This is a genomic window from Saccharopolyspora sp. NFXS83 (genome assembly GCF_026241095.1).
Classification (GTDB): Bacteria; Actinomycetota; Actinomycetes; order Mycobacteriales; family Pseudonocardiaceae; genus Saccharopolyspora_C.
On sequence record NZ_JAPFGB010000023.1, the window covers coordinates 77,313 to 94,444 of the forward strand.

Here is a 17,132-nt window from a genome sequence, read left to right on the forward strand (position 1 = left end):
GCGCCGGGAGCCCGGCGCCGATCGTCCGGCGACCGGTACGTGCTCAGGCGCGCACTTCCTCGATGGTCACCGGCCGTCCCGTCCGGCGGGACAGGTCGCAGGCCTCGGCCACGTACAGCGCCTCCAACGCTTCGGCCGCGGTGCACGGATTCGGGCTGCGACCCGCGGCGACCTCGACGAACTCGGTGAGCTCCGCTACGTAGGCGCTGCGGAACCGCTCCAGGAACGTGCGGTACGGCTCGGCCGACGGCCACGTCACGCCTTCCTCGGCCGACGGCAGCGGTGCGCGGTCGTCGTTGCCGACGAACATCGCGTCCTGCGAGCCGCAGACCTCCAGCCGCACGTCGTGCCCCGCGCCGTTGTAGCGGGTGGCGGTGACCGTGGCCAGCAACCCGTCGTCGAACTCCAGCAAGGCCGCGCCGGTGTCGACGTCATCGCCTTCGGCGAAGAAGGCGGCGCCCCGGTTGGCGCCCCTCGCGCACACCGAGACGACCTCGCGCCCGGTGATCCAACGCAGCACGTCGAAGTCGTGGATGCTGCAATCCCGGAACAGCCCGCCGGACGTGGCGATGTACTCCGCGGGCGGCGGGCCCTGATCCCCGGTGACCGCGCGGAGCGTGTGCAGCCAGCCGAGCCGTCCACTGCGGATCGCGTCCCGCGCCGCGCGGTACCCGGCGTCGTAGCGGCGCTGGAAGCCGATTTGCAGCGGGGTGCGCACCGCCTCGTCGTGCTCGACGACTCCGCGGGTGCCGGGCACGTCCAGCGCGACCGGCTTCTCGCAGAACACCGGCACCTCGCGGTCCAGCGCTCCGTGGATCAGCGCCGCGTGCGCGTGGGTGGCCGCGGTGATCACCACGGCGTCCACTCCACCGGAGTAGAGGTCGTCCTCGGTGTCGGCGGCGTCGGCGGCCCAGCCCTCGGCTCGGAGGTCCTCGGCGAGCCGGCTCGCGCGCTCGGGCAGGGCGTCGGTGATCCGGAGTTCGGTCACGCCGTCCACGTTCAGCAGGGTGCGGGCGTGCATGGTGCCGATCCGGCCGGTGCCGATCAGTCCTAACCGCATCGTCATCCCTTCGTCCGGTTCGCGAGCTACGCGTAGCGCAGTCGCATGTCCGCTTCCAATTCCTCCAGGCTGCGGCCCTTCGTCTCGGGCACGAGCCGCACGCTGAACACCAGCGACCCGACGCCCAGCGCCGCGAACACCCAGAAGGTCGCGCTGCCGCCGAGCGACGCCACCATCGGCGGGAACACCAGCGCCACCACGAAGTTCGTCAACCACAGCACCAGCACCGCGATGCCCATGGCGAACCCGCGGATCTTCAACGGGAACAGCTCGGTGATCATCAGCCAGGTCACGGTGCTGACGCTGCTCTGCTGGAACGCCATGTAGACGACCATCAGGCCGAGGGTCAGGTAGCTGACCCAGGCCGCCCCGGCGGGCAGCAGGAACGCGAGGCCCAGCAGAACCAGGCACCCGGTCACGCCGACCTGCCCGGTGATCAGCAGCGGTCGCCTGCCCACGCGGTCCATCAGCAGCAGGCCGACGAGCGCGGCCAGCACCGAGATGACGCCGATCGAGATGGTCGCCACGATGGAGGCGACCTCGCCCAGGCCGGTCTGCGTCAGCAGCATCGGCGCGAAGTAGATGATCGTGTTCACGCCGGTGATCTGCTGCACCACCGCCAGCCCGATGCCGATGAAGAACAGCCTGCGCAACCACCGCGACCGCAGTTCCCGCCAGCCGCGGGCCGCGGACTCCTGCTCGTTGGCGGTGGTGATCTGCGCGAGTTCCCGTTCGGCCTCGTCGTGCGAGCGGCCCCGGTGCAGCACGCCGCGGGCTTCGTCGAACCGGTCCTTGCTCGCGTACCAGCGCGGGCTGTCCGGCAGGAACACCATGCCCACGCCCAGCAGCACCGCCGGGATGGTCGCGAGGCCGAGCATCCAGCGCCACGCGCCCGCCTCCGCGAGCAGCGCGTTCACGATGTAGGCCGCCAGCTGCCCGGTGACGATCATCAGCCCGTTGAACGTGACGAGGCTGCCGCGCACGTGCGCGGGCGCCATCTCCGAGATGTACAGCGGCACCACCACCGACGCGGCGCCCACCGCGACACCCAGCACCACGCGGGAGAGCACGAGGATCGGGACGTCCGGGGTCAGCGCCGAGCCGAGCGTGCCCACCACGAACACCACCGCGGTGCCGATCAGCAGCGGCCGTCGCCCGGCGCGGTCCGCGATCCGGCCGCCGAACAGCGCACCCGCGGCGGCGCCGATCAGCAGCGCGCTCGTGACCAGGCCTTCCAAGAACGGAGTGAGTCCGAACTGCGGTGTCATGAACAGCAGCGCGCCGGAGATCACGCCGGTGTCGTAGCCGAACAGCGCGCCACCCAGCGCGGAGATCACCGCGACCAGCAGGATGAAGCGCTTGGCCTTGCGCACCGCGGCGGCATCGGTCGGCCCGCCGGGCCCGTCGTTCGAGAGCGTTTTCGCCACCATCGGCCTCTCAGTTCTCACCGCGCGGCCGGGGTTCGTCGGCCGTCTTCCTTGTAGCCGAACTCGGCCAGGGGTTTCCGTAGTGCCGTTGACGGGGCGAGTCTCCGTCGCGCGGCACGCTGCCATCCTGCTCCACGGAGGTCGGCGATCGCGTCGGGTGGTCCGGGTGCGGGGCGGATCGCCACTTCGTCCACATAGGACGAACCGGTAGTCGTCGGCAGTGCAGTCTCGGATCTCCAGCCACGGCAACCGTTTGCGGCCCCGGCGGGAAGGCCTCAGCCCGTGCCCGCTCCGCATTGGGTCAGGAAGTCGCGAGTGCGCCGCGCGATGGGCAGCGGTACCTCCGGTCCGCACGGGTAGAGGTCCTGCTCGACGATGGCGAACAGGTCGGCGTCGAGATCTCCGGTGGCCTGGATGATCGGTTCGAGCTCCGGAACCCCGTTCGGCGGCTCGCACATCACGCCGCGCCGCACCGCCGGGCCGAACGGCAGGTCCTCGTCGCGCACCCCGGCCAGCACTCGCGGGTCCACCTGCTTGAGGTGCAGGTAGCCGATGCGGCTCGGGTACTTCTCGATCAGCTCCAGGTTGTTCCCGCCGCAGTAGGAGATGTGCCCGGTGTCCAGGCACAGCTTCACCAGGTCGGGATCGGTCATCTCCAGGAACCGCTCCACGTTCGGCTGGGTGTCGACGTGGCTGTCGGCGTGCGGGTGGAACCGCAGTCCCAGCCCGAATTCCTCGTGCACCGCCTTGGCGAGCCGGTCGATGCCGGCGCCCAGGGAGCGCCACGAGTCATCGTCGAGCACGCGGTCCTCCAGCTGTTCGCCGCTGGCCTGGTCGCGCCACATCTCGGGGATGACCACGAGGTGTCCGGCTCCGAGCGCCGCGGTCAACCCGGCGACTTCGCGGACGTGCGCCCACATCTCGTCCCAGACGTCACCGCGGTGGAACGCGGTGAAGCAAGTGCCCGCCGACAGGGTCAGCTCCCGTCGGGCGAGTTCGTCCCGCAGCCGCTGCGGATCAGTGGGCAGGTAGCCGTACGGGCCGAGTTCGACCCACCGGTACCCGGCGTCGGCCACTTCGTCCAAGAAGCGCTGCCACGGAGGCTGCCGCTCGTCCTGGGGGAACCAGACGCCCCAGGAGTCCGGCGCCGAACCGACCCGCAGCCGGCCCTCGGCCGCATTGCCGTTGCTCATCGAAATCTCCTTGTGCTGCCGCGTCGCGGCGGAAGTCCGAATCTGCGGCACCGGAGGAGCCGGTGCGGATGTCCGTTCGTGGCCCGGAGAATCGCGCGGGCGGGGAGTCGCGGAGCGAAGGGGTGCCGGTCGGGGTGCGCGTGAGCGCCGACTGTGACGCCGATCTCCGGGTCCGTAGTTTTCACCGGCGGTCCGGCGCTGTCAAGACTTGGTCCTGACATACTTACGTACGGATGATTCGGCGTCCTCGCCCGGAGGGCGTCGTGACGGTGAATCCGCGCAGGTCCGGTGATGCGGAGTCCGCGCGCGGAGGTGAGCTCGTGTCACCCGGCCGGGGGTGGCGAGGAAGCCGCCCGGTCAGGCGGCGTGGGTGATCGGCCGTGGCGCGAGCGCGGCGTGGATGCGGCGCGCGGTCAGATGTCGCCGCGGAGCGAGAGGTCGAAGGAGTAGCGGGAGGCGCGGTACACGTGCGAGCCGTACTCGACGATCCGCCCGGACTGGTCGTAGGTGGTGCGTTCCATCGTCAGCAGCGCCGCGCCCTCGGGTTCGTCGAGCAGTTCGGCGTCCTGCTTCGTCGCGGTGCGGGCGCCGATCGTCTGGCGGGCGGCGTGCAGCGGCACGCCGGCGTTGCGCAGCAGCTGGTAGAGCCCGCGCTCGATCAGCGAGTCCGTCGAGGGGTGGATCAGTTCCGCGGGCAGGAAGTTGTTCATCCGCGCGATCGGCTCCCCGGCGGCGTAGCGGACCCGTTCCAGGTGCAGCACGCTGTCGGTCCGGGTGAGGCCGAGCGTGCCGGTGAGCACGTCCGGCACCAGCTCGACCTCGTTGACCAGCACATAAGTGCTGGGCTTCCGGTCGATCTCGGTGAGGTCGTCGAACAGGCTGCTCAGCTCGACGGAGCGCTTCACCTTGTTGAACACGACCTGGGTGCCCGCGCCGCGCTTGCGCACGACGAGGCCCTTGTCGACCAGTGAGCCGATGGCCTGGCGGACCGTCGGCCGGGAGAGCCCGAGGTGGCCCGCCAGTTCGATCTCGTTGTCCAGCCGGGTGCCGACCGGGAGGTCGCCGGACTCGATCGCGGCCTCGATCTGGCTGGCCACCTGGTGGTACAGCGGGACGGGGCTGGCGTGGTCCACGGTGACCCGGCTCGCCGGGTCCCAGGTGGACTTCCCGGCCTCGCGTCGGGATCGCTGCTGCATGGAGGTCACGTTCCTTACGGTAGCAAGGTCGGGTGTCACCCATAAGTAAGTATGTCCGGACATTCTATTGACAGGCGGCATTTCGGCCGAGTAGACACGAAATCACAACGCGTGGCCCCGGTGCTCGGTGACGAGCCGGATCGGCCGCGACTCGGCCCCCTCGATCGACCCGCCGGTGGACTTGCCGGTGCCCGAGAACCCCATCGCCTTCGGACTTCCGGCCGTGCGGCGATTTCCAGGAACTCCGAAGCTCCGCGCCGATTCCGCTTCCCGTCCCGTTCGGAGGTCAGAACTGATGAGCATCACGTTCGACGTCATCACCATGGGCCGCATCGGGGTCGACGTGTACCCGTTGCAGACGGGCGTGCCGCTGTCGCAGGTGGAGACGTTCGGCAAGTACCTCGGCGGGTCGGCCACGAACGTCGCGGTCGCGGCCTCCCGGCTCGGGCGGGGAACCGCGGTGATCAGCCGGACCGGAGCCGATCCGTTCGGCGAGTACGTGCGCCGGGCGTTGCGCGAGTTCGGCGTGGACGACCGCTGGGTCGCGCCGGTCGAGCGCTATCCGACACCGGTGACCTTCTGCGAGCTGTTCCCGCCCGACGACTTCCCGCTGTACTTCTACAGATTTCCCAAGGCTCCCGATCTGGAGATCCACCCCGGCGAGCTCGACCTGGACGCCATCGCCGGGGCGCGGATCTTCTGGATCACCGGAACCGGGCTCGCGGAGGAGCCGAGCCGGTCGGCGACGCTGGCCGCGCTGGAACATCGTGACCGTCGCGGCCACACCGTGTTCGACCTGGACTGGCGCCCGATGTTCTGGCCCGATCACGACGAGGCGACCTCCTGGTACCGGCGGGCGCTGCGGCACGCGACCGTGGCGGTCGGCAACCTCGACGAGTGCGAACGGGCCGTCGGCACCCGTGATCCGGACGCCGCCGCGGACGCGTTGCTGGCGGCCGGGGTGGAACTGGCGGTGGTCAAGCAGGGGCCGGCGGGGGTGCTCGCGCGCACCGCCGCCGCCGAGGTGGTGGCGCCCCCGGTTCCGGTAGAGGTCGTCAACGGGCTCGGGGCCGGCGACGCGTTCGGCGGCGCGTTGTGCCACGGGCTGCTCGCGGGCTGGGATCCGGCGCGCACGATGCGGTTCGCCAACGCGTCCGGGGCGCTGGTGGCCTCGCGGCTCGCCTGCTCGTCGGCGATGCCCTACGCCCACGAGATCGAGTCCCTGCTCTCCGCCGATCGCCCCGGCGTCTCCGGCTGAGCGGCTAGGAAAAGGGGGAACCGTGTCCACTATGGACATAGCTGATCTCACGCGGGTCCGCGCCACCCGGCCGGAAGCGATCCGGGAAGCGGCCTCGGTCCGGCGCCGCAGGCCGTTGCTCGGGGCGAGCGGCAGGTTGCTGATCATCGCGGCGGATCACCCGGCGCGCGGTGTGCTCGGAGCCGGTGGCGATGCGCTGGCGATGGCGAATCGCGCCGACCTGCTGGCGCGGTTGTGCACGGCGCTGCGGCGGCCTGGAGTGGACGGGGTGCTGGGCACGTCCGACGTGCTCGACGACCTGCTGCTGCTCGGGGCGCTGGAGGACAAGGTCGTGATCGGTTCGATGAACCGGGGCGGGCTGGCGGGGGCGGCGTTCGAGCTGGACGACCGGTTCACCGGGCACCGCGCCCAGGACATCGAACGGCTGCGGTTCGACGGCGGGAAGCTGCTGCTGCGCCTCGACTACGCCGATCCGGGTTCGCTGGAGACGATGTGCGGCGCCGCGCGGGCCGTCGACGATCTCGCCGAACGCGGCCTGATGGCGATGGTCGAGCCGTTCCTGTCCCGCCGCGTGGACGGCGAGGTGCGCAACGACCTGTCCGCGGCGGCCGTGACCCGGTCCATCTCGATCGCGGCCGGGCTGGGCGGCACGTCGGCCTACACCTGGCTGAAGGTGCCGGTGGTCGACGACATCGAACGGATCGGGCCGGTCATGGAGGCCACGACGCTGCCGACGGTGCTGCTGGGCGGCGAGGTGTCCACCGATCAGGACGCGACGTTCGACCGCTGGCGGACGGCGTTGCGGCTGCCGAACGTGCACGGCCTCGTCGTCGGCCGGAGCCTGCTCTACCCGCCCGGCGGGGACGTGGCCGCGGCGGTGGACACCGCCGTCGGACTCCTGTGACCCGCGCACGACCGCGATCCGGATCTCCCGGACGACGAGGACGGAGGAGGAAGTGGTGGCGGACAAGCGTTTCCACCTGACCGCGGGGGCTGCGGCGCGCGGCGAGCACGCCGTGCACGTCGACCCGGACACCGCCGGGTGGGAGTACTCGTCGTTGCGCGTGCTGGAGCTCGCGGCGGGAGCGGAGCACGAGTTCCGCACCGGCGACAGCGAATGGATCGTGCTCCCGCTCGCCGGTGGGTGCACCGTCCGATGCGAGGACGGTGCCGGCGAGGTCGCGGTGTTCGAGCTCACCGGGCGCGGCAGCGTCTTCCACGGCGTCACCGATTTCGCCTACGCGCCCAGGGACGCGCGGGTGCGGATCGGCAGCGCGTCCGGAGGCCGGTTCGCGCTGACCGGCGCCAGGTGCGCTCGCCGCCTTCCCGCGCGCTACGGCGCGGCCTCCGACGTGCCGGTCGAGCTGCGCGGTGCGGGCCAGGCCAGCAGGCAGGTGAACAACTTCGGCGCGGCGCACGTGTTCGAAGCCGACCGGCTGATCGCGGTGGAGGTGCTGACCCCGGCGGGCAACTGGTCGTCGTTCCCGCCGCACAAGCACGACACCGAACGCGACGGCGAATCCCGGCTGGAAGAGATCTACTACTTCGAGATCGACGCCGGAGGAAGCGGCGAAGGCATCGGCTACCAGCGGGTGTACCCGTCCGGGCCGGGACGGGACACCGACGTGCTGGCGGAGGTGCGCAGCGGGGACGTGGTGCTGATCCCCGACGGCTGGCACGGGCCGTCGATGGCGGCGCCCGGTTACGACATGTACTACCTGAACGTCATGGCCGGGCCGTCGCCGAACCGGGCGTGGCTGATCTGCGACGACCCGGCGCACGCCTGGGTGCGCGAGACCTGGTGGAACCAGGCGCTCGACCCGCGGCTGCCGTTCTACTGAGGCGCCTCGGACGCGGTGTGCGGACGGTCGGTGCTGGACGTGGAAAGGATCAGTGATGAATCCCCGAACACGGCGGTTGACGGTGGCTCAGGCGTTGGTGCGGTTCCTGGCGCGGCAGCACACCGAACGAGATGGTGAGCGCGCGCGGTTGATCGCCGGGTGTTGGGGGATCTTCGGGCACGGCAACGTCGCGGGGATCGGGCAGGCGCTGCTGGAGACGCCGGAGCTGCCCTACCTCCAAGGGCGCAACGAGCAGGCGATGGTCCACGCCGCGGTCGGGTACGCGCGCCAGCGCGGCAGGCTCTCCACCTACGCGTGCACCACGTCGATCGGCCCCGGCGCCACCAACCTCGTCACCGGCGCGGCGCTGGCCACGATCAACCGGCTGCCGGTCCTGCTGCTGCCGGGGGACGTGTTCGCCACGCGCCCGGCGGATCCGGTGCTGCAGCAACTGGAACTGCCGCACGCGCGGGACGTGTCCGTGAACGACGCGTTGCGCCCGGTGTCCCGGTACTTCGACCGGATCTGGCGGCCGGAGGCGCTGATCCCGTCCGCCTTGGAGGCGATGCGGGTGTTGACCGACCCGGTGCAGACGGGGGCGGTGACGCTGGCGCTGCCGCAGGACGTGCAGGCGGAGGCTTACGACTGGCCCGAGGAGTTCTTCGCCGAGCGGACCTGGCGGGTGCACCGGCCGCAGGCCGATCCGCGGTCGCTGGACGAGGCGGCCGACCGGATCCGGACGGCCCGGCGCCCGCTGATCATCGCGGGCGGCGGTGTGCACCACAGCGGCGCGGAGCAGGCGTTGGGTGCGTTCGTGGCGGTGACCGGAATCCCGGTGTCGGAGACGCAGGCGGGGCGCGGTTCGCTGCGCTTCGACGATCCGCGCGAGCTCGGCTCGATCGGGCACACCGGCACCTCGGCCTCCGACGACATGGCGCGGCAGGCGGACTTGGTGATCGGGGTCGGCACTCGCTACACGGACTTCACGACGGCCTCGCGCACCTTGTTCGCGAACCCGGAGGTGCGGTTCGTCAACGTGAACGTCGAGGCCGCAGACGCGCACAAGCAGGCCGCGACGCCGGTGATCGGGGACGCGCGGGCGGTGCTCACCGGACTCGCGGAGCGGTTGGCTGGCCACCACGTCGACCCGGCCTACGTGCGCGAGTACCGCGCCGCCGCGGAGAAGTGGGCCGACGTGGTCGACCGCGTCACCGGCTGCGCCGACGGCGCCGAACGTCCCGGCCAGGCCGAGGTGATCGGCGTGCTCGACGAGGTCCTCGCGGACGAGGACGTCCTGATCAACGCGGCGGGTTCGCTGCCGGGGGACCTCCACAAGCTGTGGCGGGTCAAGCAGCCGAGCCAGTACCACGTGGAGTACGGGTTCTCCTGCATGGGCTACGAGATCCCGGCGGCCGTCGGCGCGCGGCTGGCCGACCCGGATCGAGAGGTGTTCGCGCTCGTCGGCGATGGCACGTACCTGATGTCGCCCACCGAGCTGGTGACCGCGGTGCAGGAGGGCATCAAGATCAACCTGGTGCTGGTGCAGAACCACGGCTACGCGTCCATCGGCGGGTTGTCGGAGTCGGTCGGCGCCGAGCGCTTCGGCACCGCCTACCGGTTCCGCGACGAGCACGGCCGTTTCACCGGGGAACCGTTGCCGCTGGACCTGGCGGCGAACGTGCGCAGCCTCGGCGTGGACGTGCTGCGCGCGGAGACCGTGGACGAGCTGCGGGAGGCGTTGCGCGCGTCGAGGGCGGCGGACCGGCCGACGGCGGTGTACGTGGAAACCTCCCCGGAGAAGGCTCAGCTGCCGCCGGAGGCGTGGTGGGACGTGCCGGTCGCCGAGGTGTCGGCGCTGGAGAGCACCCGTGCCGCCAGGGCCGAGTACCAGCGCCGGGTGCAGGAGCGGCGTCACCACCTGTGACGCCCAGGGCGACTCGGTGCTCGTCGCGGAGGAACGCGGTTTCACCATCATGGAGGAACGGGTTCGTCCTGAACCGCCGGAAAAACGGCGGAATTCCCTGAACGATCTGAACTCGGCGTCTCGAAATGCGGCGAGGCATGGGCTTATTTCACCCATAGCGGTTACCGTGGTGGTTGCGCCGAACAGAGCTGGCCGTGCCGGTCGCAGGGCGCCACCTCAAGACCGGGCACGGCTGTGCCGGGTGGCCACAAGGGAGGGGCGGCTACGTCGCCTCGGCCGCCCGTGTGGAAAGACCCGCTGACTGCAGAGTCAGCGGGTTTTTCGCGTTCCATGGCAGGTCACGGCGCCCCTCACTGCTTCGGCATCACGATCCACAGCGCGAGGTAGATCAGGAACTGCGGCCCGGGCAGGACGCAGGAGATCACGAACAGGAAGCGGACCAGGCCGACGCTCCAGCCGAAGCGGTGGGCGATCCCGGCGCACACTCCCGCGATCATGGCTCCGCGCCGGGGGCGTTGCAGCGTTTTCGTCATGACCGCAGGGTGCCCGCCCGCGCCGCCGCTTACGCTTCCGCGGGCTCGGGTGCGGGTGGACGCGCAGCGTGCTGAGCTGAACCGATGGCCGGGGAGCAGGTGTCGGAGGCGGTGCTGCGGGAGCTCTACCAGGGCGATCCGGCGGATTTCGTCGCCGAACGGGACCGCCGGTTGAAGCAGGCGCGCGACGCGGGCGACGACCGGCTCGCGGCGGAGATCAAGGCGTTGCGGAAGCCGACGACGGCGGCGTGGGCGGTGAACCGGGTCTCGGTCGAGCAGCGGGACCGGGTCGACGAGCTGGTCGAGGTGGGCGATGAGTTGCGCGTGGCGCAACGCGACCTGCGTGGCGACGAGATCAGGCGGCTGGATCGGCGGCGCGCGGAACTGGTCCGGGACTTGACCGAGCAGGCCGCGGACGTGGCCTCCCGCGCCGGGAAGCGGCTGGGGGAGCAGGCTCGGCGGCAAGTGGAGTCGACGTTCGCCGCCGCCGTCGCGGAACCGGGGTCGGCACGCCGGGTCCGGGCCGGGGCGCTCAGCGGGGCGCTGACCTACAGCGGTTTCGGGTTGGACGAGCTCTCGGTGGCCGCGATGCGCAGTGCCGCGTCGAGCCGTCGCGCGCACGACTCCGGGGCACGTCGGGGCGGTCGCCGCCGAGCGCACACCCGGGTGGGGCGAAGCGGGGCGGATCGTCCGGACGCGGACGGGGAAGGGGGCAGGAGCGCCGCGCGGGCGCACGACACCGAGCGGGCGGCTCGCGGCACCGGGGGGAAGCGGCGCGGTGGTCGGCGAACCGCGGAAACCCCTGCCGCCGAGTCCGCGGAAGAGGCATCGGCAGGCGCACGCGCGGAGGACGGCGCGGCCGAGCCGCAGCCCCGGCGGGAACGCGCCGACCGCGGATCTCAGCCGGAACGCACCGACCGCCGTACCCGGCCGGAACGGACTGCCCGGAAGCCCGAGTCGGAACGCGTCGGCCGAAAAGCACGCCAGGAAGGAACCGACCGCAAGGCACGCTGGGACCGCGACGCCTCCGAGCGCACGACAGAGCGGGCGAAGACATCGGACTCCGCAGGCCGAACGAAGCGGGCGCCGCGCCCGAGTACCGGCCGTGGCAGCACCGCGGACTCCGGAGTGGACGAGGCGTCCGAACAGCTGCGGCAGGCCGAGGACGAGCTGCGCGCGGCCGAGCAGGAACGCGATGAGCAGGAGCGCGACCGCGATGAGCTCCGCGCCCGCCTCGACGACCTGTCCGCGCGGCTGCGCGACACGACGCGGAGGGTGACCAGGGCGCGGCGGCAGCGCGACACGGCCCGGCGCCGCTACGACTCCCTGCGGCAACGCCGCTGATCGAGGGGAACCCGACGAGAGGAACGGTTTCACCGGGAAGTCGGACGCAGCGCCACTTCGATCACGCTTCGTGGCTGCTGGATAGAGCGGCGACGGGACGGCGGTGCTGCGACGCTGAGCCGGGTGAGGTCCCGTTGGTTCCGGTTGGTGGCCGCGCTGGTGGTGGTCGCGGCGGTCGCCGCGCTGGTGTGGGCGAACCGCCACGAGCTGCCCGCGGCGGGACGGGCGTTGCGCGATGCCGATCCCGCTTGGCTGGCCGTGGGCGCGGGGGTGCTGCTGATCTGGATCGCGGACTGGGTGCTGCTGCACCTGGCGGCGCGGCGGGTGACGGGAGCGGGCGGTTACCACGAGTTCGCCAGGTTGCTGCCGGTCACGCTGGCGTCGATGGCGCTGAACCTGGCGGTGAAGTCCGGGAACGTCGCGGGCCTGGCCGCGTTCACCCTCGACTCCCGCAGGCAGGAAGCGCGTGATCCGGCCGGGCGGTCCGAGCGGGGGCGGGTCACCGGGGCGTACCTCGCCGCCGCGCAGACGGCCGAGGTGGGTTTCGTGGTGACGCTCGCCGCGGGGCTGGCGGTGGTGTCCTGGGACGGCAGGCTGGAGCGCGCCGAGATCGTCGCGACGGTGCTGTTCTCCGCGGGATTGCTGGTCAGGGTGGTGGCGCTGGTGGCGGCGGTGCGCAGCCGGGAGGTGCTGCGCCGGGTGTGGACGTTGCCGGGCCGCTGCTGGGACCGGTTGTTGCGCCGTCGGCACGAGCCGCGCGGTACGGAGGCGGCGGACGAGTTCTACGACGCGGTGGCGGCCATCCGCGCCCGGCCAGCGGCGGCGGTGCCCGCGGTGTGCTTCGCGGTGGCGATCGATCTGCTCGGCGCGGTGGTGCTGTGGGCTTCGATGATCGCGGTGGGGGCGGGGGACCGGCCGCTGGTGGCGCTGGTGGCGTACGCGGTGTCGACGTTGTTCGGCATCGTCGGCGTGCTGCCCGGCGGGATCGGGTTCGTGGAGGTGGGTGCGGCGGCTGCCTTGGCCTCCTACGGGGTTCCGGTGGGGGTGTCGGCGGCGGCGGTGCTGGTGTTCCGGGTGTTCGTGTTCTGGTTGCCGCTGGCGCTGGGCGGGCTGCTCGCGTGGCGGCTGCGCGCGTCACCCGGTTAGCCCAATCGGTGGCGTCGCGGGGCCCGCGCGTCACATCTGGTTGATCTTGAAACGCCCGGAACAACTATCATGGCCGCGCGGTCGTGGCTGGCCGATCGCCGATGGTGGACGGAGTTTCGTGCGCGGGGTCGACTATTACGAGCTGCTGGGCGTGGACCGGTCGGCGTCGAGCGCCGAGATCAAGTCCGCGTACCGGACCTTGGCGCGCACCATGCACCCGGACGTCGGCGGCACCGCCGGCACGTTCAGGTTGTTGCAGCAGGCCTACGAGACCCTCAACGACCCGGTCCGCCGGGCCGACTACGACGATCCGCCGGACGAGCCGGAGCCGGACCCGCGGCCGACCGGACGTGATCGCTCGCCGTCGCGGCGCTGGGTGTACCGGCCCGGCAAACGACGCGACTTCGGCGACGATCCGAACTTCACCCCGCCCGCACCGGACCTGGACCCGGCCGACATCCCCTGGTGGGACGAGGTCGATCCGGCGGAGCGGGTGGTGTACCTGCCGGTCACGGCACCGGACCGGACCCCGGCGCTCGCGCTGGCCGGGGGCTGGGTGCTGCTGGCGGCGACGGGGCTGCTGGTCGGGCTGAGCGGAGTGCTGCTCGGCGTGTGGCTGGCGATGCTGGTCTCCGCCGGGGTGGTGGTGCTGGTGCTGCTGCGCCGCCTGCTGGAGGCGCGTCGAACGGACCGGCTGTTCGAGGCCGAGAACCGGGGCCGAGTGTTCGGCGGCACCGCGGAGGAGGAGGTCGCCGCGGACGGGGCTGTCAAGCAGCGCTCCGCGGAGTTGCTGGCCGATCACCTGACCCGGATGCCGGGGGTGCGGATCTTCCACGGGGTCGCCTGGCCGGGCTCGGTGTTCGCCGACATCGATCACGCGGTGCTGTGCGGGCGCAGGCTGGTGCTGGTCGAGTCGAAGCGGTGGCTGCCGGGGCATTACGAGGTCGACGAGGACGGCGAGGTGTGGCGCAACGGCCACGTGTTCCGCGGCGGCACCACCCGGCTCGCGAACGGGGTGGCGGCGTTCGAGGCGTTGCTGCCGGAGGTCGAGGTGCGCGGCGTGCTGCTGCTGTACCCGAACCGGGCGGGCGAGGTCACGGTGGGCGAATCCGATGCGGAGGCGCCGGTGGAGCCGCTGACTCCGGAGGGCTTCGTCCGAGAGGTGGGCGAGTGGCTCGCCGAGGAGCCCGCCGCCGTCGATCGCGACGCGTTCACGATGGTGCTGGCCCAAGTGGTGACGCGCTGAGCCGCGCTCCGCGTCGCCCGATCGGCCCTGATCAGGCGAAATTCACCATGGTGTGAGGTGCGGTTCGTTGCTTGGCGGCTCGGGTACCTGAATTGTGGGGCGCACAGCCGATCCGAGCCCCCGCCAGATTCGAGGTTCCCGCGCGATGGTCACCACTGAATCCGCCGCGACCCGGCAGGGGCGCTCGCCGCTGTTGACCGGGCGTCGTGGCTGGGCCCCGCAGCTGTCGGTCTACGTGTTCATCCTGGTGCCGTTCCTGGCGTTGCTGGCCGCGGTGCCGCTGGCGTGGGGGTGGGGGCTGAGCTGGTTGGACTTGGGGCTCGCCGCCGGCTTCTACGTGCTCACGATCCTCGGCGTGACGGTGGGCTTCCACCGGTACTTCACCCACGGCGCGTTCCGCGCGAAGCGCGGGCTGCGGATCGCGCTGGCGGTGGCGGGCAGCATGTCGGTGCAGGGGCCGGTGATGCACTGGGTCGCGGATCACCGCAGGCACCACGCGTTCTCCGACCGGGAGGGCGATCCGCATTCGCCGTGGGCGTTCGGCACGTCGCCGGTGGCGTTGGCGCGCGGGTTCTGGCACGCGCACATGGGTTGGCTCTTCGAGCGGGACCTGACGAACCGGGAGCGGTTCGCGCCGGACCTGATGGCCGATCGCGACATCGTGCTGGTGCACCGTCTGTTCGGGCCGTTGACGTTGCTGACGCTGCTGGTGCCCGCGGTGGTGGGCGGTGCGGTGACGGGCACCTGGTGGGGCGCGTGGACGGCGTTCTTCTGGGCGGGCCTGGTGCGGGTGGCGTTCCTGCACCACGTGACGTGGTCGGTGAACTCGATCTGCCACATCATCGGTGAGCGCCCGTTCCAGAGCCGGGACAAGGCGGCGAACTTCTGGCCGCTGGCACTGCTGAGCATGGGTGAGTCCTGGCACAACCTGCACCACGCCGACCCCACGTGCGCGCGCCACGGCGTGCGGCGCGGGCAGATCGACATCTCGGCGCGGGTGATCTGGATGTTCGAGCGTTTCGGCTGGGCTACGCACGTGAAGTGGCCGACGCCGCGCAGGCTGGCCCGGTTGAGTAGGGGTGCCGGGGACTGAGCGCTCGGCGCTCGATCCCGGTTCCGCGCGTTGGGATCGGCGTTCCGAGGCGTTGACACCCCGTTCGTGGCGGTGTTGCGATGGCCTCGTGCTTCCGGCCCTGTTCACCAAGCGTCGTCACGTGGATCTGCTGCGTGTCGTTGCACAAGGGTGTCGTCCCAGCAGCTGAGCCGGTCGTCGCGTGCCGTCGCCGCGGGTGAGCGAGTCTCCCCGCACGTCCACTGTGGAGTTTCCTGGTGGTTCGGCCGCGTCCCGGTCTGATTCCGCTCGAATCGGCCACATCCCCGTGAGGAGAACGCGCGTGTCCACCGTCCTGGTCATCTCCGGCAGCCCTTCGAAGACTTCGAAGACCGAACGCGTCGCCGACCACCTCGCCCGCAGGCTGACCGCCGCGGGCCGCCAGTCCGGCCACCTGCGGCTGCGGACCCTGCCCGCCGAACCGCTGCTGGGCGCCGACACGAAGGCCCCCGCCATCGCCGAGGCGATCCAGCAGGTGCACCGCGCCGACGGCATCGTGCTGGCCACGCCGACCTACAAGGCCGCGTACTCCGGGCTGCTGAAGGTGTTCCTGGACCTGCTGCCGCAGTTCGGCTTCAGCGGCAAGGCGGTGCTGCCGCTGGCCACCGGCGGCAGCCTGGCGCACGTGCTGGCGCTGGACTACGGGCTGCGCCCGGTGGTGAGCTCGCTGGGCGCGCGGCACGTGGTGCAGAGCTTCTTCCTGATCGACAAGCACCTGACGGTGACCGGGGACGACCTGACGATCCACGAGGACAGCTCCGGCCCGCTCTTGGACGTCCTGGAGCAGTTCGAGAAGGCCCTCGACGGCGTCCCGCACGGCACGGTCCTGGGCCGCACGGCGTAGGTCGAGGCTTTGCGGACGCCGGTGCCCGGGGTCGACGGGCGTCCGGGGAGGCTCCGCGGGGCGGTACGGGCAGCCGCGTTGCCCGCTACGGGGGTTCGTTGGGTCTGGCGGGGCACGCGGCGGGCGGGGAAGGCTGGTCGTTCGAGTCGCGGTGGGCGTGGTCCGCCGCCGCGGATGAGCTCAGCCGAGGAGGCGAGATGCCCGCCCGTTCCCGCGATTCACGCGAAGCGGAGTTCCGCAGGCCGCCGCGCCCGTCGCACGATGGCCCGACGCCGAACGTCGAAGAGCCGGCGTTGCTGGAATTGCAGCGGACGGTGGGAAACGCGGCGGTGGCGAAGCTGCTTGCCGACCGCGCGCAGCCCTCCGCTCCGCCCGGGGCGAACCCGCGTCCCGCCGCGTTGCGGGGCGCCCGCGTCGGCAGGGGCACGACGACCGCGCTGCCCGTTCAGCGGACCGCAGTGGTGAACTAGCAATCGCTCACGGCAGATGACCCGGGCCTGACCACCGACAAGATGGTCGAATGGGTCAAAGATCAGTGGTGGGCAAGTACGAGTCGATGAACGAGTTCGAGCAGCACGCCGCGGAAAGCACCGACTACCTGGGCAACATGTCTTCGGAAACAGTGGGTTCGGTTCTCCCGAACGGGCATCAACGTGCTAGGAGAGCGGCACACCAGCGTCACCTTGCCCGACGTGATCAAAGCGGTTTCGGGGAGAACACCGCCGAAGTACTTGTACGAGCCGTTCAGCACCGATGACTTCAGTCAGGAGCCGCATACCGAGGCTGCGTACCGGGCCGGACTGGGCGCGGTTCGCGACAAGTTCGGTGAGGGGGAGGATTTCGACTGGCGTCCGCATGCGCTCGAATCGTTGTACCCCAAGCTGGGGGAGACCATGAGCGCGCTCCTCGGTTACATGGAATCGGGCAAGCTAACAGCTCGTTTCAGAATGATCGGCGTGTCTGATGGCGATGTTTGATCGACTCGGTGCATGGTCTCGGCATGATCGAG

16 protein-coding genes are annotated in these 17,132 nt (G+C 71.3%); 11 read left to right on the top strand and 5 right to left on the bottom strand.

All coding sequences use genetic code 11. The features are described 5' to 3' along the window. Positions 1-43 precede the first annotated feature (43 nt). The 4 genes from OOZ19_RS22710 to OOZ19_RS22725 all read right to left on the bottom strand — a co-directional run bounded on the left by OOZ19_RS22710 (position 44) and on the right by OOZ19_RS22725 (position 4,876). Positions 44-1,060, bottom strand: a complete 1,017-nt coding sequence (locus OOZ19_RS22710) for a Gfo/Idh/MocA family protein (protein WP_266092175.1) — start codon at positions 1,058-1,060, stop codon at positions 44-46. Between the two features lie 26 nt (positions 1,061-1,086). Beyond that, positions 1,087-2,490, bottom strand: a complete 1,404-nt coding sequence (locus OOZ19_RS22715; protein WP_266092176.1) for a sugar porter family MFS transporter — start codon at positions 2,488-2,490, stop codon at positions 1,087-1,089. A 272-nt stretch (positions 2,491-2,762) separates the two neighbouring features. Then, positions 2,763-3,680 (bottom strand): sugar phosphate isomerase/epimerase family protein, encoded by a 918-nt coding sequence (locus tag OOZ19_RS22720; protein WP_266092177.1) that lies wholly within the window; start codon positions 3,678-3,680, stop codon positions 2,763-2,765. A 413-nt stretch (positions 3,681-4,093) separates the two neighbouring features. Then, positions 4,094-4,876: a GntR family transcriptional regulator gene (locus OOZ19_RS22725; protein WP_266092192.1), complete on the bottom strand. Its 783-nt coding sequence runs from the start codon at positions 4,874-4,876 to the stop codon at positions 4,094-4,096. A gap of 295 nt (positions 4,877-5,171) precedes the next feature. On the opposite strand from OOZ19_RS22725, the gene iolC reads away from it, so the two are divergent. The 4 genes from iolC to iolD are packed head-to-tail and all read left to right on the top strand — an operon-like array spanning position 5,172 to position 9,899. After that, positions 5,172-6,134: a 5-dehydro-2-deoxygluconokinase gene (gene iolC / locus OOZ19_RS22730; RefSeq protein ID WP_266092178.1), complete on the top strand. Its 963-nt coding sequence runs from the start codon at positions 5,172-5,174 to the stop codon at positions 6,132-6,134. Between the two features lie 31 nt (positions 6,135-6,165). Next, complete coding sequence (locus tag OOZ19_RS22735; protein WP_266092193.1) at positions 6,166-7,038, top strand: Cgl0159 family (beta/alpha)8-fold protein; 873 nt, start codon at positions 6,166-6,168, stop codon at positions 7,036-7,038. A 52-nt stretch (positions 7,039-7,090) separates the two neighbouring features. Next, complete coding sequence (gene iolB, locus OOZ19_RS22740; RefSeq protein WP_416309484.1) at positions 7,091-7,975, top strand: 5-deoxy-glucuronate isomerase; 885 nt, start codon at positions 7,091-7,093, stop codon at positions 7,973-7,975. 55 nt (positions 7,976-8,030) lie between these two features. Beyond that, on the top strand, positions 8,031-9,899 hold the full coding sequence (gene iolD, locus OOZ19_RS22745; protein ID WP_266092180.1) for a 3D-(3,5/4)-trihydroxycyclohexane-1,2-dione acylhydrolase (decyclizing): 1,869 nt from the start codon (positions 8,031-8,033) through the stop codon (positions 9,897-9,899). A gap of 350 nt (positions 9,900-10,249) precedes the next feature. Here iolD and OOZ19_RS22750 read toward each other — a convergent pair whose 3' ends face one another. Next, positions 10,250-10,432 carry a PspC domain-containing protein gene (locus OOZ19_RS22750; protein WP_266092181.1) on the bottom strand — a complete coding sequence of 61 codons (183 nt, stop codon included), beginning with the start codon at positions 10,430-10,432 and terminating at the stop codon, positions 10,250-10,252. A gap of 84 nt (positions 10,433-10,516) precedes the next feature. Here OOZ19_RS22750 and OOZ19_RS22755 point away from each other — a divergent pair, with 84 nt between their 5' ends. The 7 genes from OOZ19_RS22755 to OOZ19_RS22785 all read left to right on the top strand — a co-directional run bounded on the left by OOZ19_RS22755 (position 10,517) and on the right by OOZ19_RS22785 (position 17,100). Next, on the top strand, positions 10,517-11,776 hold the full coding sequence (locus tag OOZ19_RS22755; protein WP_266092182.1) for a hypothetical protein: 1,260 nt from the start codon (positions 10,517-10,519) through the stop codon (positions 11,774-11,776). A 123-nt stretch (positions 11,777-11,899) separates the two neighbouring features. Further along, positions 11,900-12,922, top strand: a complete 1,023-nt coding sequence (locus OOZ19_RS22760) for a lysylphosphatidylglycerol synthase transmembrane domain-containing protein (RefSeq protein WP_266092183.1) — start codon at positions 11,900-11,902, stop codon at positions 12,920-12,922. A gap of 118 nt (positions 12,923-13,040) precedes the next feature. Next, positions 13,041-14,168 (top strand): J domain-containing protein, encoded by a 1,128-nt coding sequence (locus tag OOZ19_RS22765; RefSeq protein ID WP_266092184.1) that lies wholly within the window; start codon positions 13,041-13,043, stop codon positions 14,166-14,168. A 145-nt stretch (positions 14,169-14,313) separates the two neighbouring features. Further along, positions 14,314-15,261, top strand: coding sequence for an acyl-CoA desaturase (locus OOZ19_RS22770; protein WP_266092185.1), 948 nt, complete (start codon positions 14,314-14,316; stop codon positions 15,259-15,261). Between the two features lie 301 nt (positions 15,262-15,562). Continuing rightward, positions 15,563-16,123 carry an NADPH-dependent FMN reductase gene (gene ssuE, locus OOZ19_RS22775; protein ID WP_266092186.1) on the top strand — a complete coding sequence of 187 codons (561 nt, stop codon included), beginning with the start codon at positions 15,563-15,565 and terminating at the stop codon, positions 16,121-16,123. 197 nt (positions 16,124-16,320) lie between these two features. After that, the gene (locus tag OOZ19_RS22780; protein WP_266092187.1) at positions 16,321-16,593 is read left to right on the top strand and encodes a hypothetical protein; all 273 of its coding nucleotides are present in this window, start codon (positions 16,321-16,323) and stop codon (positions 16,591-16,593) included. A gap of 213 nt (positions 16,594-16,806) precedes the next feature. Beyond that, positions 16,807-17,100, top strand: coding sequence for a hypothetical protein (locus OOZ19_RS22785; RefSeq protein ID WP_266092188.1), 294 nt, complete (start codon positions 16,807-16,809; stop codon positions 17,098-17,100). Positions 17,101-17,132: the final 32 nt, after the last annotated feature.

What these genes read in the sequence shown, in the direction of transcription:
- OOZ19_RS22735 (WP_266092193.1), top strand. Translation starts at nt 6,166, where the DNA reads ATGGACATAGCTGATCTCACGCGGGTCCGCGCCACCCGGCCGGAAGCG.
- OOZ19_RS22770 (WP_266092185.1), top strand. Translation starts at nt 14,314, where the DNA reads ATGGTCACCACTGAATCCGCCGCGACCCGGCAGGGGCGCTCGCCGCTG.
- OOZ19_RS22720 (WP_266092177.1), bottom strand. Translation starts at nt 3,680, where the DNA reads ATGAGCAACGGCAATGCGGCCGAGGGCCGGCTGCGGGTCGGTTCGGCG.
- OOZ19_RS22755 (WP_266092182.1), top strand. Translation starts at nt 10,517, where the DNA reads ATGGCCGGGGAGCAGGTGTCGGAGGCGGTGCTGCGGGAGCTCTACCAG.
- OOZ19_RS22710 (WP_266092175.1), bottom strand. Translation starts at nt 1,060, where the DNA reads ATGCGGTTAGGACTGATCGGCACCGGCCGGATCGGCACCATGCACGCC.
- OOZ19_RS22725 (WP_266092192.1), bottom strand. Translation starts at nt 4,876, where the DNA reads ATGCAGCAGCGATCCCGACGCGAGGCCGGGAAGTCCACCTGGGACCCG.
- OOZ19_RS22715 (WP_266092176.1), bottom strand. Translation starts at nt 2,490, where the DNA reads ATGGTGGCGAAAACGCTCTCGAACGACGGGCCCGGCGGGCCGACCGAT.
- OOZ19_RS22780 (WP_266092187.1), top strand. Translation starts at nt 16,321, where the DNA reads ATGCCCGCCCGTTCCCGCGATTCACGCGAAGCGGAGTTCCGCAGGCCG.
- iolC (WP_266092178.1), top strand. Translation starts at nt 5,172, where the DNA reads ATGAGCATCACGTTCGACGTCATCACCATGGGCCGCATCGGGGTCGAC.
- OOZ19_RS22750 (WP_266092181.1), bottom strand. Translation starts at nt 10,432, where the DNA reads ATGACGAAAACGCTGCAACGCCCCCGGCGCGGAGCCATGATCGCGGGA.
- iolD (WP_266092180.1), top strand. Translation starts at nt 8,031, where the DNA reads ATGAATCCCCGAACACGGCGGTTGACGGTGGCTCAGGCGTTGGTGCGG.